This window comes from Photobacterium sp. GB-1 (assembly GCF_003026165.1).
GTDB lineage: Bacteria > Pseudomonadota > Gammaproteobacteria > Enterobacterales > Vibrionaceae > Photobacterium.
Map to the genome: position 1 here is coordinate 93,465 of NZ_PYOB01000006.1, position 15,029 is coordinate 108,493.

At 43.9% G+C, this 15,029-nt stretch carries 13 protein-coding genes and 1 other RNA gene; 12 read left to right on the plus strand and 2 right to left on the minus strand.

The window, feature by feature from the left end; all coding sequences use genetic code 11:
- Positions 1-2: 2 nt before the first annotated feature.
- Positions 3-362: a YraN family protein gene (locus C9J45_RS08735; RefSeq protein WP_255418317.1), complete on the minus strand. Its 360-nt coding sequence runs from the start codon at positions 360-362 to the stop codon at positions 3-5.
- Entirely contained in the window at positions 355-2,079 is a 1,725-nt protein-coding gene (locus tag C9J45_RS08740) for a penicillin-binding protein activator (protein WP_233217664.1), read from the minus strand. Before C9J45_RS08740 ends, C9J45_RS08735 begins: the two co-directional genes overlap by 8 nt.
- Positions 2,080-2,182: 103 nt before the next feature.
- Between C9J45_RS08740 and rsmI the strand changes: the two genes are divergently transcribed.
- The 12 genes from rsmI to murG all read left to right on the plus strand — a co-directional run bounded on the left by rsmI (position 2,183) and on the right by murG (position 15,029).
- Entirely contained in the window at positions 2,183-3,043 is an 861-nt protein-coding gene (gene rsmI / locus C9J45_RS08745) for a 16S rRNA (cytidine(1402)-2'-O)-methyltransferase (RefSeq protein ID WP_005371210.1), read from the plus strand.
- A gap of 147 nt (positions 3,044-3,190) precedes the next feature.
- An RNA gene (gene rnpB, locus C9J45_RS08750) (RNase P RNA component class A) lies at positions 3,191-3,579 on the plus strand.
- 266 nt (positions 3,580-3,845) lie between these two features.
- Positions 3,846-4,304, plus strand: coding sequence for a division/cell wall cluster transcriptional repressor MraZ (gene mraZ, locus C9J45_RS08755; RefSeq protein ID WP_107206546.1), 459 nt, complete (start codon positions 3,846-3,848; stop codon positions 4,302-4,304).
- A gap of 14 nt (positions 4,305-4,318) precedes the next feature.
- Positions 4,319-5,266 carry a 16S rRNA (cytosine(1402)-N(4))-methyltransferase RsmH gene (gene rsmH, locus C9J45_RS08760; RefSeq protein WP_045083943.1) on the plus strand — a complete coding sequence of 316 codons (948 nt, stop codon included), beginning with the start codon at positions 4,319-4,321 and terminating at the stop codon, positions 5,264-5,266.
- Entirely contained in the window at positions 5,263-5,583 is a 321-nt protein-coding gene (gene ftsL / locus C9J45_RS08765) for a cell division protein FtsL (RefSeq protein WP_045083944.1), read from the plus strand. Before rsmH ends, ftsL begins: the two co-directional genes overlap by 4 nt.
- Before the next feature lie 2 nt (positions 5,584-5,585).
- Complete coding sequence (locus C9J45_RS08770; protein ID WP_107292433.1) at positions 5,586-7,343, plus strand: penicillin-binding transpeptidase domain-containing protein; 1,758 nt, start codon at positions 5,586-5,588, stop codon at positions 7,341-7,343.
- Between the two features lie 3 nt (positions 7,344-7,346).
- Positions 7,347-8,864 (plus strand): UDP-N-acetylmuramoyl-L-alanyl-D-glutamate--2,6-diaminopimelate ligase, encoded by a 1,518-nt coding sequence (gene murE, locus C9J45_RS08775; protein WP_107292434.1) that lies wholly within the window; start codon positions 7,347-7,349, stop codon positions 8,862-8,864.
- Positions 8,861-10,243 (plus strand): UDP-N-acetylmuramoyl-tripeptide--D-alanyl-D-alanine ligase, encoded by a 1,383-nt coding sequence (murF, locus tag C9J45_RS08780; protein WP_107292435.1) that lies wholly within the window; start codon positions 8,861-8,863, stop codon positions 10,241-10,243. The genes murE and murF overlap by 4 nt, the downstream gene beginning before the upstream one ends.
- The gene (gene mraY, locus C9J45_RS08785) at positions 10,243-11,325 is read left to right on the plus strand and encodes a phospho-N-acetylmuramoyl-pentapeptide-transferase (protein ID WP_107206550.1); all 1,083 of its coding nucleotides are present in this window, start codon (positions 10,243-10,245) and stop codon (positions 11,323-11,325) included. Before murF ends, mraY begins: the two co-directional genes overlap by 1 nt.
- A 2-nt stretch (positions 11,326-11,327) precedes the next feature.
- Positions 11,328-12,668: a UDP-N-acetylmuramoyl-L-alanine--D-glutamate ligase gene (gene murD, locus C9J45_RS08790; RefSeq protein WP_107292436.1), complete on the plus strand. Its 1,341-nt coding sequence runs from the start codon at positions 11,328-11,330 to the stop codon at positions 12,666-12,668.
- Positions 12,668-13,978 (plus strand): cell division protein FtsW, encoded by a 1,311-nt coding sequence (gene ftsW, locus C9J45_RS08795; RefSeq protein ID WP_107206552.1) that lies wholly within the window; start codon positions 12,668-12,670, stop codon positions 13,976-13,978. The genes murD and ftsW overlap by 1 nt, the downstream gene beginning before the upstream one ends.
- A complete protein-coding gene (murG, locus tag C9J45_RS08800) occupies positions 13,965-15,029 on the plus strand; it encodes an undecaprenyldiphospho-muramoylpentapeptide beta-N-acetylglucosaminyltransferase (RefSeq protein ID WP_107292437.1) in 1,065 nt (354 codons plus the stop codon). Before ftsW ends, murG begins: the two co-directional genes overlap by 14 nt.

Genomic DNA, 15,029 nt, shown 5'->3' on the forward strand with positions numbered 1-15,029 from the left:
GATTAACCTTCAACTAAGATGTTGGTATGCCACTCAATATGGTGTTCTTGACCTTCAATTGTCACGACATCAAACCGACATTCGGTTTGATCGATTGAAAAGCCATTTTTCTGTAACCAAAAAAGGGCGGTGCGTTTTATTTTTTGTTGTTTATGCCAATTCACCGCTTCTGAAGCCGAACCGAAATGGCGATGTGTCCGGTATTTTACTTCAATAAAGACAAAACATTTACCATGTCGCATGATTAAATCAATTTCACCACCGCGACAGCTAAAATTTCGTTCGATAAGCTTAAGACGGTGGCGAGACAGAAACTGTTCCGCCATCCGTTCATAAGTTTGACCTTGTTGTCGTTTATTCAGGTTGAATACCGTCTGCAGTGAATTTACCCCAGTCAATGTGACGATGGATCACACATTGGCTATCGGCACTTAATTTGCCTGTAACACCTTGTGTTGTGTAATCACTCATCGCACGTAATTGTGGTAATTCGTTACTTAAAAGGTAAGCATCCATACCAAAAGCATGAAGGCGAACACTGGTATTACCTTCATTTGGCCACAATTGGTTGAAACGCTCCATATAACTTGCCGGTGGATTGATTAGAAGTGGAATATCACCGATTTCTACGCCTTGTATTTCTGGAGAGTATCCTTTGCGATCTGGATTACTTCGAGAGCTAACATAAATTTGTGGTGGGTTACCACTTGGTGGTAATGATGCTTCAATAAATGGCTTTATAGTCATCAATTCATTTTTGCTAGCAACGATATATATCGCATCTGTCTTACTACCTGGTGCACGCCCAAATACCTGACGGATTTGCTGTGGTATCTCATCGCTTGCACCAAATGTAGCCACTTGTGCTGGTTGACTATTTAAGCTTGTCCACTCTTGATTAAAAGCAGAACTTACTCGCTGACCATAACTGTTTGATGGTACAAGTACGACAGGATCACGATGACCTTCATTGAAAATATGCTCTGCAGCTTGCTCGGCACTTTGCTCTGGCGAAAGAGCAAAATAACACGCATTAGGGTGGTTGCTGGTAATTTCAGGTGGCATATTTAACGCCAACGTATTGATATGAGTGGTGTTATCTTGTTGAAACTCTGAAATCTTATTCTTACGCAGTGGACCGACAACAAATTGAGTGCCATTTTGCTGTAATTTTGCCACGATAGAAGCCATTGGTTCTGCTTCTGTATCATAGATATTAAGATTGGTATCAGCGCTTCTGTTAGCATCATCCATCATTGCATCTATAAAGCCATCACGTACATTTTTACCTTGTGCGGCAAAGCGACCAGATAATGGTAAAAGTAAAGCGACACGATCTAGCTTAATGGCTTTAAGGTTCATTACCGCTTCAAGTTCTTTGGGTAAGTATTGATTAGCTGGATGGTACGGATGTTGGCTTAACCATTGCTCAACTGCGCTTTTTAATTTGCCTGGTTGACGGCTAGCGCTATTTTTTAACATGGCAAGCTCAACCCAACCTTTTAATACGCCTTCATCACTACCAATTTTGGCGTTACTCAGCTGTGCGTTGGAGTAGTCAGATAAATCATTCCACAGGTTATTCCAGTTGTCTGCTTTTTGATCCCGATTTAAGTAAAAATCAAGTTTACTGCGTTCACGCGCGGCTTGAAATTTATGGTTAAGTTGATCTAATAATTCAGCACGGAAAGTGTAATAACGTTGATACTGACTTTTCGTTAACTGCCAAGACGGTTGGAAATTTAGACTATTAAGTGCTTCTTGATATTGCCCTTGATGATAGCGGATCGCTGCACGAGCAAGTTGCCATTCAGCAATTTGCAAAGGGCTCATAGATTGTTGTGATAGTTTGGTAACTTGTTGGTCAGCTTGCTGCCATTTACCTTCTTCTATCATTGCTTTAAGGGCTAATATTTCCCAGTTAATACGCTCAGCACCCTTACTGGCTTGAGCTTTACTGAGGTAGGCGGCTGAGCTTTGAGCGGCTGCCGCAGTGATATCCGTTAATGGAGCCTGCTGATTGTACAGGTTTGGCGTGCTACAGCCTGCTAAAATAACAGCAAGGGCTACAGGCGCCATTAGTCGTGATACACTTTTACGCTTATGGGTAAAATTGGGCATTGAATTCATTCAACTGTGACAAATTACTCTTGATATTAATTGCAGATGAGATCTAAGACAAATGAGTGAAACCAATTCAAGCATGGTTGATGTTGCTACGTTATACATCGTACCTACACCCATCGGTAATTTGGCTGATATAACACAACGAGCATTAGACGTGTTAGCAAATGTAGATTTGATTGCTGCTGAAGATACTCGCCATACATCACGCTTGTTATCCCATTTCTCTATCTCAACCCGCACCTTTGCGCTTCATGATCATAACGAGCAGCAAAAAGCTGACTTCTTGATTGAAAAGCTTCAGTCAGGTACCAGTATTGCGTTGGTATCAGATGCTGGTACGCCGCTGATCAGTGATCCAGGGTATCATCTTGTTAATCGCTGTCGTCAAGCGGGGGTAAAAGTTGTGCCATTACCAGGCCCATGTGCAGTGATCACTGCCTTGAGTGGTGCAGGCTTACCGTCTGACCGATTTAGCTTTGAGGGCTTTTTGCCACCCAAAAGTAAAGGTCGCCGTGACTGTTTTCAAGCGTTAGCAAACGATGAGCGTACGTTAATTTTTTACGAATCGCCACATCGTATTAATGATTCCCTGAGTGATATGTTAGCCGTGCTTGGTGCTGAACGCCAAGTAGTATTAGCGCGTGAGTTAACAAAAACTTATGAAACAATCCATGGTGCGCCATTAGGAGAGTTAATTGAGTGGCTTGCTGAAGACAGTAATCGTGTTCGTGGTGAGATGGTGGTTTTAGTCGCCGGTCATCGCGCGCAAAAAGAAGAACTATCAGCAGAATCATTACGTACACTGGGCTTGTTAGTCAAAGAATTACCATTGAAAAAAGCGGCTGCACTAACAGCGGAAATTCACGGTGCGAAAAAGAATGCGCTGTATAAGTGGGGGTTAGAAAACCTAGGCTAAAAATAAAATTAACGGCTGCTAATTTTTTGTGGGCTGTATGACTAGATTTGGTGGGAATTAGCTTTTTTTGCTGTTTTTTTAGTCAGGCTGTAATTTTGTTTCGTTTTTCGCTAGCAACTGTGATCGTTGTCTTATACAATCCGTGCCGGAGTTGGTCAGGTAATCGCTGCTTCATTGATGTCCTTTGGGAGACTGATGAAGGGGAGGAAAGTCCGGGCTCCACAGGGCAGGGTGCCAGATAACGTCTGGGGGGCGCAAGCCCACGACAAGTGCAGCAGAGAGCAAACCGCCGATGGCCTATTGCTTGCAATAGTGCACAGGTAAGGGTGAAAGGGTGCGGTAAGAGCGCACCGCGCAGCTAGTAATAGTTTGTGGCAGGGTAAACTCCACCCGGAGCAAGACCAAATAGGTCCCTAATGGCGCGGCCCGCGTTGGGGACGGGTAGGTTGCTTGAGTCTGTGAGCGATTGCAGACCTAGACGAATGATTGCCGCCGCGCAAGCGGAACAAAACCCGGCTTATCGACCGACTCCCTACATTTAGAGAAGGTGGTGTTTGGATAACAAACACCACCTTTTTTTCGTCTTATTCCCGCATAAACATAACTTTCGCTTGATGACTACAGAGTGTGTTAGAACTCTGTTTGAATTACTGTCAGACGCTTGACATCGTTTTTGTCTCATACGTACACTTTATGGTGGGAATTTGTGGGGAAAAGTGGTGCAGTCGCATTCTCTTTGTTTTTAATTCTGCTAAAGTCGGTTACTACGGCTGATTTTTAGTATCATTGAATGGGCATGTGAATGTTAAGAGGCGCAACGGTTATATCGCTCGATAACAAAGGACGCATTGCGATTCCTAAGCGTTATCGTGCTGAGGTAACAAATCATTGTGACGGCTTATTCGTATGCACTATTGATCACCAGTTTTCTTGCTTGTTGCTCTATCCCATGAATGAATGGGTACACATTGAAGCGAAGTTAGCGACATTATCAAGCCTTCATCCTGCGGAGCGTCGAATTCAACGTTTGTTACTCGGCCACGCTAGTGAATGTGATATGGATGGGCAGGGGCGAATTCTACTTCCTGCTACCTTACGACAATACGCGCACTTACAAGATAAGATCATGCTTGTAGGCCAATTCAATAAATTTGAAATTTGGTCTGAATCTTTGTGGCAACAGCAAATTGAACACGATATCAACCTTCAGGCTGAGGATGCGATAGCACAGTCATCGCGCCTTAGTGAGCTTTCACTTTAGCTGAACTTATATTTATGTCTGAACAATTTGAGCACGTTTCCGTTTTACTGAATGAATCTGTAGACGGATTAGCAATTAAACCCGACGGTATTTATATCGATGGTACCTTTGGCCGTGGGGGACACAGTCGCCTTATTCTTTCTCATTTAGGTGAGAATGGTCGTCTATACAGCATTGACCGAGATCCTCAAGCGATTGCTGAAGCTCAGAAGATTGATGATCCTCGCTTCGAAATTATCCATGGCCCATTCTCTGGCATGGAAAAATACATGGAAGAGCGTGATTTAATTGGTCGTGTTGATGGTGTGTTACTGGATTTAGGTGTGTCATCACCGCAATTAGATGATGCAGAGCGCGGCTTTAGCTTTATGCGAGATGGCCCGCTTGATATGCGTATGGATCCGACATCGGGTCAATCAGCTGCTGAATGGTTGGCTGAAGCGGAAGCGGATGATATTGCATGGGTACTAAAAGAGTTTGGTGAAGAGCGCTTTGCCAAGCGTATTGCTCGCGGTATTGTTGAGCACCGTGAAAACCCAGAAAAAGAGCCACTAACACGTACCCGTGAATTAGCGAGCTTAATTGCGGCGGTATCGCCGTTTAAAGATAAGCACAAACACCCAGCAACACGTAGTTTTCAAGCGATTCGTATTTACATTAACAGTGAGTTAGATGAAATTGAAACAGCGCTAAACGGTGCGGTGAATATTTTAGCTCCTGAAGGTCGTTTATCCGTGATCAGTTTCCACTCATTGGAAGATCGTATGGTAAAACGCTTTATTCGTAAACAGAGCAAAGGACCTGAAGTTCCAGCAGGTTTACCGCTTACTGAAGAACAGATTAAAGCTTTAGGTAGCGCTGCACTTAAAACGGTAGGCAAAGCCATCAAACCTTCTCAAGATGAATTAGGGTACAACACACGAGCGCGTAGCTCTGTACTAAGGTTGGCTGAGCGTCTATGAAGCAACCTACAGAATCATCATTGAATCTGGCTCGCCTGATTGGACGTGATCTCGTCACTGTCGGGCTTGTTCCTCTCATTCTTTCTTTTATTATTCTCGCATCAGCATTGTCAGTGGTGTATATCACCCATGACACACGCCAGCAAATTGTGAAACAAGAACAATTGTTAACTGAACGTGAAGGATATGATGTGGAATGGCGAAATCAGATCCTCGAAGAAAATTCGCTTGCAGAGCACAGTCGTATTGAACGATTAGCTGAGACTGAACTCAAAATGCAACGACCATCCGCTGATAGTGAAATTGTTATCCAATAAACATGAAATTATTCAATCGTTCGACGTCGAAAAATAGCGTAACCAAGAAAGCGAAACCATTTATTAAATGGCGCTTTACTGTTGTTTGTATTTTTATCCTGTTAGGATTTTTCGGCTTAATTGCTCGTGCCGCTTATATTCAGGTACTGGAACCGGGTCGCCTTATTCAAGAAGGTGATGCGCGTTCTTTACGTACTAAGTTGATGCCTTCTGCGCGCGGTATTATCTCTGATCGTAACGGTGAACAGCTGGCTGTTAGTGTGCCTGTTCAAGCTGTATTCGCAAACCCTGCAGAAATATTTAAGCATGGTGGCTTAAGTGATGTAGAGCGATGGCATGCATTAGCTGATGTACTGGATCTCGATCGCACTTGGCTATTACATGAATTAGAAACAAAGAAAAATCGCCGCTTTATTTATCTTGCTCGTCAAGTTAGTCCTGCAATGGCAAATTACGTCCATAAATTAAAACTTCCCGGTATTGGCTTAAAAGATGAATCTCGTCGTTTTTACCCTTCAGGTGAAGTTAGTGCACACTTATTAGGTTTTACCGGTATTGATGGCCATGGTCTTGATGGTGTGGAGAAAACCTACGATGGTTGGTTAACGGGTGAGCCGGGTCGACGTACCGTACGTAAAGACCGTTACGGCCGCGTGGTTGAAAATATATCTCAACAAAAGCGTCAACCGGGTAAGCCATTACAGCTCAGTATTGATCAGAGAATTCAGGCTGTCGCGTATCGAGCGGCAAAAGAAGGCGTGATGGATATTCCTGCAACGTCAGTTAGCATCGCTATATCTGATGTGCGTACGGGGGAAATTTTGGCGATGGTTAATGCGCCGTCGTTTAACCCAAATAATCGCAATGATCGTCAACCCTATAAGATGCGTAACCGCGTCATTACCGATACTTTTGAACCGGGCTCTACGGTTAAGCCGTTTGTCGTGTATACCGCGATGAAACACGGTATTGCGAATGAACATACTTTAATTGCGATCCCTCAAAGTAAGCACTTCCGTGTTGGAAGCAAGGTTATAACTGATGTTTCACGTGTTGAACCGTTAGCGACGGTACAACGCATTCTACAAAAGTCGAGTAACATCGGTGTGACCAAGTTGTCACTCGCAATGCCTGTTGACTACATCCTTGATACGTATCGTAAAGTCGGTTTTGATGAGCCATCTGGTATTAACTTGATTGGTGAAACAACAGGCCACTTCCCTAACCGTTACCGTTGGTCTGATATTGAACGTGCGACGTTAGCGTACGGTTATGGTTTATCGTTAACACCGATTCAGTTGCTGCATGCTTACACAACGTTGGGTGCGTATGGCATTAAGCGACCACTATCAATACTAAAGACTGAAAGAGTCGTACCGGGTGAGCAAGTGCTCGATCCAGCGATTGTTAAAAAAGTCTTGTTAATGATTGAGTCAGTCACCGATAAAAAAGGTGGTGGCGGTGGTTGGCGTGCAGCTGTTCCTGGTTACCGTGTTGGTGTGAAGACGGGTACCGCGAAAAAAGCGATTGCTGGTGGTTATGGTGATGATTATTTCTCCTATACTGTCGGTATTGCACCGATCAGTAAACCACGTTTAGCGATCGTCGTTATGGTTAATGAGCCGAAAGGTAAAGTTTTCTATGGCGGTGCTGTTGCTGCGCCAATTCTATCTAAAGTATTAGGCAGCGCTTTACAGATTTTAAATGTGCCGCCAGATGCTGATACGTTACATAAAGTTGATCTGGATAAGGGAGTCTAAATAATGGCATCGTCGAAGAGTGTGATGAAATTAGGGGCGCTGTTATCACCATGGCTTGCAATTGATAAGTTGCCTCTTGAACTTACAGAAAGCCAGATTGACGCGATAACATTAGACAGTAGAGAAGTCACCGCAGGAAGTTTATTTACAGCGGTGAATGGACATACTGTTGACGGTCGTCGATTTATTGATACGGCGATACAGGCGGGTGCAAGCGCGATTATTGCAGAGGCTGATGGGATCGCTAATGAAGGCGATATAGCGCTTAAAGATGGCGTGTATATTGTTTACCTTCAGGATCTTAATCATAAGCTTTCCGCAATTGCTGGACGTTTCTTTGATCATCCCGATCAAAAGCTGGCACTGTATGCCGTCACGGGAACAAATGGTAAAACCACCATCAGTCAATTATTAGCCCAATGGGCGAACCTTGTTGGCTACAAAGCGGGTGTGATGGGGACGACCGGAAATGGTTTGTTGGTTGATTTAAAACCTGCTGCTAATACCACAGGTAGCGCGATTGAAATTCAACAAACCTTAGCTCAACTGGTAGAGCAAGGGGCCGACTTTGCTGCGATGGAGGTTTCATCGCATGGATTGGTTCAAGGTCGTATCCGTGATCTTCATTTCAAAGCGAGCATCTTTACCAATTTAAGTCGTGATCACTTAGATTATCATGGCAACATGCAAAATTATGCTGACGCTAAAAAGTCATTGTTCACTGAACACCAAAGTGGCATTGCGATCATCAATGCAGATGATGCTGTCGGGGCGTCATGGCTTAAAGATATACCGAATGCGGTGGCGGTAGCGATTGATCCACAAGCGGTTGTCAACCATGCAGGGCTAAAGCTGTGGGCAACAGGAGTGCAGTTCAGTACCCAAGGTGTGACCATTGAGTTTGACTCGAGTTGGGGACAAGGTAAGTTTACTGCGCCTTTGGTTGGTTCATTTAATGCCACCAACTTGTTGTTAGCATTAGCCACATTACTCGCGACAAACCACTCAATAGCGGATTTACTTGAAAAAGCCCCCCAATTACAAGCAGTAATTGGACGCATGGAAGTTTTTCAAGACACTGACAAAGCTATGATGGTGGTCGATTATGCTCATACGCCGGATGCGTTAGAGAAAGCATTGCAAGCACTACGTGTGCATTGTGACGGTAAGTTATGGTGTATTTTTGGTTGTGGTGGTGATCGTGATAGCGGTAAACGCCCTATGATGGCTGAAGTTGCCGAGCGCCTTGCAGATCAAATTATTCTGACTGACGATAACCCTCGCAGTGAAGATCCTAAAGATATTGTTGACGATATGCTTGCTGGTCTTATTTCTCCAGAATCCGCGACTATTATTCATGATCGTGAAACGGCTTGTCGTCATGCACTTACTCACGCTTCTTGCCAAGATATTATCTTAGTGGCAGGTAAAGGGCATGAGGATTATCAAATTCTCGCTGATCGCACTATTCATTATTCTGACCGCGAAACGGTAGCTGCATTATTAAAGGAGTTGGCATGATTGACGTTCAACTAAGTCAGCTTGCATCGGCATTAAATGCCGAGTTAATTGGCGCTGATGTTGCAATTGCTGCAGTATCGACAGATACACGTAATATCCCATCAGAAACGTTATTTATCGCGTTAAAAGGTGAGCGTTTTGATGCTCATGATTTTTGTCAAACAGCGAAGGATAATGGTGCAAAAGCGCTGTTGGTAAGTAAACCCTTACCGGTTGAATTACCACAGTTAGTGGTTAGTGATACACGCATTGCTTTAGGAATGATGGGTGCATGGCTTAAAGCACAAATGACTGAAAAGTATGGCTTAAAGACATTAGCATTAACTGGAAGTTGCGGTAAAACAACGGTAAAAGAAATGTCTGCTGCGATTTTGGCTAATAAAGGTCAAGTCTTAGCAACCGCTGGTAATTTTAATAATGACATTGGTGCGCCACTGACGTTATTGCGTTTAACGCCTGAATATCAATATGCAGTTATTGAGCTTGGTGCTAATCATCAAAATGAAATCTCGTATACCACAAATTTAGTTAAGCCTAATGTAGCGTTGATTAATAATATTGCAGCTGCGCATTTAGAAGGCTTCGGCTCGTTACAAGGTGTAGCAAAAGCCAAAGGTGAAATCTTCGAAGGGTTGGTAGAAAACGGTACTGCGATTATTAATCTCGAATCGAATGATTTAGCGTTATGGCAGCCACTATTAGCAGATCATCAAGTATTAACATTCTCGACAGACTCGCATCAAGCGGATTATTTTGCCGAGAAGATAAAGATTACCACTCAAGGGTTAGCCTGTTTTACAATGTGTACCCCAATCGGCAAGATCGACATTAATTTAGCACTTGCGGGCATGCATAATGTGTCAAATGCATTAGCTGCTGCGGCGTTAACTGTCTCCTTAGGGGCGACATTAGCTGATGTTAAAGCTGGGCTAGAAACCATGGCGAATGTAAAAGGTCGTCTTGATATTACAGAGCCTCATGCAGGGTTACGTCTGATTGATGATACCTATAACGCCAGTGTTGCTGCGGTAAAAGCTGCGATTGATGTGTTAGCAAGCTTTGAAGGTAAGCGCTACTTCATTTTTGGCGATATGGCTGAACTGGGTGAAGAAAGTGATAATCTTCACCGAGAAGTGGGCGAATATGCTCTAGAAAAACAGCTTGATTGTGTGATGACGTTTGGTCACTCAAGCGCTGTGGTTAGTGAGCTCAATCAAGGACAACACTTCAGTGATAAAGATTCGCTAATCATGTCACTGAAACAACGATTACAACAATATTCTCGTCAACCTGATATTGAGACTGTCACTGTGCTAGTAAAAGGTGCAAGAAGTTCAAAGATGGAAGACGTAATTGCAGCCTTGCAGGAAGATAAATAATGATTTACTGGTTAGCTGAACAATTTCAGTCAACACTCCCTTTTTTCCGATTGTTCGAATACCTAACATTCCGAGCGATCATGAGTATTCTAACAGCATTGCTGTTTTCGTTATGGATGGGGCCTCGGATGATTGCCCGTTTGCAAATGTTGCAAATTGGTCAAGTCGTACGTAATGAAGGTCCTGAATCACACTTTAGCAAGCGTGGTACTCCAACGATGGGCGGTATCATGATCCTAGCAGCAATAACATTTACTGTATTGCTTTGGTGTGACTTAACTAACCCTTATGTCTGGGCTGTATTGGTTGTCATGTTGGGTTATGGTGCAGTCGGTTTTGTTGATGATTACCGTAAAGTTGTTCGTAAAAACACGGACGGTTTGATTGCGCGCTGGAAGTACTTCTGGCAATCAGCGATTGCACTTGTTGTCGCATTTGCACTATATGCATACGGTAAAGACACGGCAGCGACTCAGCTTGTGGTTCCTTTCTTTAAAGATGTTATGCCACAACTAGGTTTGTTCTACATCGTTATGACTTACTTTGTGATTGTCGGTACCAGTAACGCCGTTAACTTAACTGATGGTCTTGATGGCTTGGCGATTATGCCGACCGTCATGGTATCGGCAGGCCTGGCTTTTATTGCATGGGCAACAGGTAACTTTAACTACGCCGAATATCTTCATATTCCGTATATCAAAGATGCTGGCGAGCTAGTGATAGTATGTACTGCTATCGTTGGTGCCGGTCTTGGTTTCTTATGGTTTAACACTTACCCAGCCCAAGTCTTTATGGGCGATGTGGGCTCATTAGCACTGGGTGGCGCACTGGGTACGATTGCTGTGCTTGTTCGCCAAGAGCTACTACTTGTGATCATGGGTGGTGTGTTTGTAATGGAAACCGTATCGGTAATTCTACAAGTAGGATCATACAAACTACGTGGCCAACGTATCTTCCGTATGGCGCCTATCCATCACCATTACGAATTAAAAGGCTGGCCAGAGCCACGTGTTATTGTGCGCTTTTGGATTATTACACTGATGTTGGTATTGATTGCGTTAGCAACGCTTAAGGTTCGTTAAAAATGAAAGGCTTGGCTGGTGTGAATACGATCGTTGTTATCGGTCTAGGTATGACAGGGTTATCTGTTGTCAATCATTTAATGCGTCTACCACAGTCACTGACCATTAAAGTCATTGATACTCGTGACAATCCGCCCGGCCAAGATCAATTGCCAGATTCTGTTGAGCTATGTAGCGGTCAATGGAATAGTGAATGGTTATTGTCTGCGGATTTGATCGTTACAAGCCCTGGTATTGCACTAGCAACGCCAGAGCTTGTCGTTGCAGCAGAAGCGGGTGTTGAAATTGTTGGTGACATTGAGCTGTTTGCGCGTGAAGTTGATAAACCTGTTGTGGCAATTACTGGCTCAAATGGTAAGAGTACCGTAACGAGCTTAGTCGGTGAAATGGCGAAAGAAGCCGGTATTGATGTCGGTGTTGGCGGTAATATTGGCTTTGCAGCCCTTGATATGCTGGCGCAACAACATGCACTTTATGTATTAGAGCTTTCGAGCTTCCAATTAGAAACGACGACTTCTCTTGAGTTAACAGCCGCTGTTTACTTAAATCTTTCAGAAGATCACATGGATCGCTACCCTGGCGGTTTAGCACAATATAGCCAAGCAAAGATGCGTATTTTTGATCACGCAAAGCTGGCTGTTTTCAATCGTGATGATTTAGCAACCAAACCGACTCAATTTAGTGGTGCAATGACAAGCTTTGGTTTTGATGATCAAGACTATGGCATTATCTTAGTGAATGGCAAAGAGTGGCTAGCGGTGAACGGTGAAGCTGTAATGGCTGTGGCTGATATTGCTTTAGTTGGCCGCCACAATGTTGCCAACTGTTTAGCAGCACTTGCACTTGCTGATGCAGCAGGGATCCCGCGTGATGCAGCATGTCGTGCAATGCAACGTTATACCGGCCTTGCGCATCGTTGCCAACTTGCGGTTAATCGTCATGGTGTTCGATGGGTTAATGATTCAAAAGCCACGAACCTTGCAAGCACGTTAGCTGCGCTGAATGGTTTGCAACTTGAGGGCAAATTGCATCTATTGATGGGCGGCGATAGTAAAGGAGCCGAGTTCAGTGAACTAAAACCGGTTTTAGCTGACTTAAACGTACAGTTGTATAGCTTTGGTCGTGATCGACACTTATTTAACGATGTTGTTGATAACGCCATCAGTGTTGAAACCATGAGTGAAGCTATGGTCTGTATTAGCCGCACCGTTCAATCTGGAGATATGGTTTTATTATCGCCTGCTTGTGCTAGTTGGGATCAATTTGCCAACTTCATGGCACGTGGTGATGCTTTTGTTGAACAAGCGATTCAGTTACAAGATTCGGTTTCAGGAAATATTTGATGTTAAAAATGATCCGTAATGGATTTGCCGCTGTGGGGGGCTGGTTTATTAAGCCTAGTAAGCCCTGTTTGTATGACCGCCAATTGGTTTGGATCGCTATTGCATTGATGATCACAGGCCTGGTGATGGTGACATCGGCTTCTATTCCTGTTGCGACACGCCTTACAGGTATTCCATTTTATTTTGCCTATCGTCATGCGTTTTTTCTTTGTGGTGCAATTTTTATTGCTGCCATTGTATTGCAAATACCATTAGCTAAATGGAAGCAATATAGTTTCCCGATGTTGTTGGTATCCATAATTTTACTTGCAGTTGTGTTAATCATTGGTCGTTCAGTTAATGGTGCTGCACGTTGGATCCCATTAGGCATATTTAACCTTCAGCCTGCCGAGGTTGCCAAGCTCTCTTTATTCATATTTCTTGCAGGTTACCTCGTCAGACAATATAACCAAGTGCGCGGTAGCTTCATTGGCTTCTTAAAACCGCTTGCCGTCTTGGGGATTCTTTGTGTGCTATTGCTGATGCAGCCCGATTTAGGTTCATCGGTAGTAATGTTCGTTACCACTATCGGTATGCTATTTATCGCTGGTGCAAAACTTTGGCAATTTTTGATGATGCTAGGTACCGCTCTTGTGGGTATTGCCTTTCTGATCGTTTTAGAACCCTATCGTATGCGCCGCGTAACGTCATTTCTTAACCCATGGCAAGATCCTTACGGTAGTGGTTATCAGCTCACTCAGTCATTAATGGCATTTGGTCGTGGTGAATGGTTTGGACAAGGCTTAGGTAATTCAATTCAAAAGTTGGCTTATCTTCCTGAAGCGCACACAGACTTTGTATTTGCGGTATTAGCTGAAGAGTTAGGCTTAGCTGGCGTTATTGTTGTACTGTGTTTACTGTTTGCGCTGGTTTACAAGGCCTTAATGATTGGTCGTAAATGTCTTGAAAGTGGTTTGCTGTTTGGTGGATTTCTGGCATTTGGCTTTGGCTTTTGGTTTGCATTCCAAACCCTTGTTAACGTTGGTGCTGCTGCAGGTATTGTTCCAACTAAAGGTCTAACGTTACCACTTATCAGTTACGGTGGTTCCAGTTTATTTATTATGGCAGCTGCGGTTGCCATTCTGATTCGTATTGATTTTGAGCAGCGCGTCGCGGAGAAATTTGAGTCAGCAGAGCCGGCTGAAATTGATGATGAAGCGCTTGATAATATGGACGGAGCGGTGCAGCAAGTTGCTATCGATCCTGAGGCTTTACTTAGTGAGCCTACTCAATTAAATAATGATAAAAAAGACGCTCATGGCAAAGAATAAACGTTTATTAGTAATGGCGGGTGGTACTGGCGGTCATGTTTTTCCTGGTCTTGCTGTTGCACAAAAATTGCAACAACAGGGGTGGGAGATCCGCTGGTTAGGTACCGCAGATCGTATGGAAGCAGATTTAGTGCCTAAGCATGGCATTGAAATCGATTTCATCAAAGTGAAAGGGTTACGTGGTCAAGGTGTACTGCGTTTACTGACTGCACCATTTAAGATTGTGGGGGCTATTTTACAAGCCCGTAAATATATTAAAGCATGGCAGCCTGATGTTGTACTTGGCATGGGAGGTTATGTTAGCGGTCCTGGCGGTGTTGCGGCTTGGTTATCAGGTGTTCCTGTTGTATTGCATGAGCAAAATGCCGTAGCAGGTTTAACGAATCAGTGGCTGTCAAAAATTGCCGCTAAAGTACTACAAGCATTTCCAGGAGCATTTCCAAATAAAGACGTTGTGGGCAATCCTGTTCGCCATGATGTGACAGTTTTACCTGCTCCTGTAGAACGATTTGCAGAGCGTACAGGGCCGATTCGTATTTTGGTGATGGGCGGCAGTCAGGGTGCACGTATTTTGAACCAAACCATGCCTGAAGTGGCAAAGGTGTTAGGCGATAGCGTTACCATTTGGCACCAAGCAGGTAAAGGTAGCCAGCAATCAACAGAACAAGCTTATAACGAACAAACCACCACACCTCACAAAGTTACTGAGTTTATTGATGATGTTGCTGCCGCTTATAGTTGGGCTGATTTAGTGGTTTGTCGCTCTGGGGCGCTAACCGTTTCTGAATTGTCTGCTGCCGGTGTTGGTGCCATCTTTATTCCATTTATGCACAAAGATCGTCAACAAGCACTCAATGCCGATCATTTGGTGCAATGTGGCGCTGCAAAAATGATTGAGCAAATGGATTTGACGGCGTCAAGTTTAGCGAATGAAATTCAACAATTAGATCGTCATACGCTTGAAACAATGGCGTGTGCTGCACGAGAAGCTGCTATTATCGATGCCGATGAACGAGTAGCTAACGTGATTAAATCACTAGTAAAAAATTAA

Bases quoted from the DNA above. Each gene is read 5' to 3' on its own strand.
- C9J45_RS08740 (WP_233217664.1), bottom strand. From the start codon at position 2,079: ATGGCGCCTGTAGCCCTTGCTGTTATTTTAGCAGGCTGTAGCACGCCA.
- rsmI (WP_005371210.1), top strand. From the start codon at position 2,183: ATGAGTGAAACCAATTCAAGCATGGTTGATGTTGCTACGTTATACATC.
- mraZ (WP_107206546.1), top strand. From the start codon at position 3,846: ATGTTAAGAGGCGCAACGGTTATATCGCTCGATAACAAAGGACGCATT.
- rsmH (WP_045083943.1), top strand. From the start codon at position 4,319: ATGTCTGAACAATTTGAGCACGTTTCCGTTTTACTGAATGAATCTGTA.
- ftsL (WP_045083944.1), top strand. From the start codon at position 5,263: ATGAAGCAACCTACAGAATCATCATTGAATCTGGCTCGCCTGATTGGA.
- C9J45_RS08770 (WP_107292433.1), top strand. From the start codon at position 5,586: ATGAAATTATTCAATCGTTCGACGTCGAAAAATAGCGTAACCAAGAAA.
- murE (WP_107292434.1), top strand. From the start codon at position 7,347: ATGGCATCGTCGAAGAGTGTGATGAAATTAGGGGCGCTGTTATCACCA.
- murF (WP_107292435.1), top strand. From the start codon at position 8,861: ATGATTGACGTTCAACTAAGTCAGCTTGCATCGGCATTAAATGCCGAG.
- mraY (WP_107206550.1), top strand. From the start codon at position 10,243: ATGATTTACTGGTTAGCTGAACAATTTCAGTCAACACTCCCTTTTTTC.
- murD (WP_107292436.1), top strand. From the start codon at position 11,328: ATGAAAGGCTTGGCTGGTGTGAATACGATCGTTGTTATCGGTCTAGGT.
- ftsW (WP_107206552.1), top strand. From the start codon at position 12,668: ATGTTAAAAATGATCCGTAATGGATTTGCCGCTGTGGGGGGCTGGTTT.
- murG (WP_107292437.1), top strand. From the start codon at position 13,965: ATGGCAAAGAATAAACGTTTATTAGTAATGGCGGGTGGTACTGGCGGT.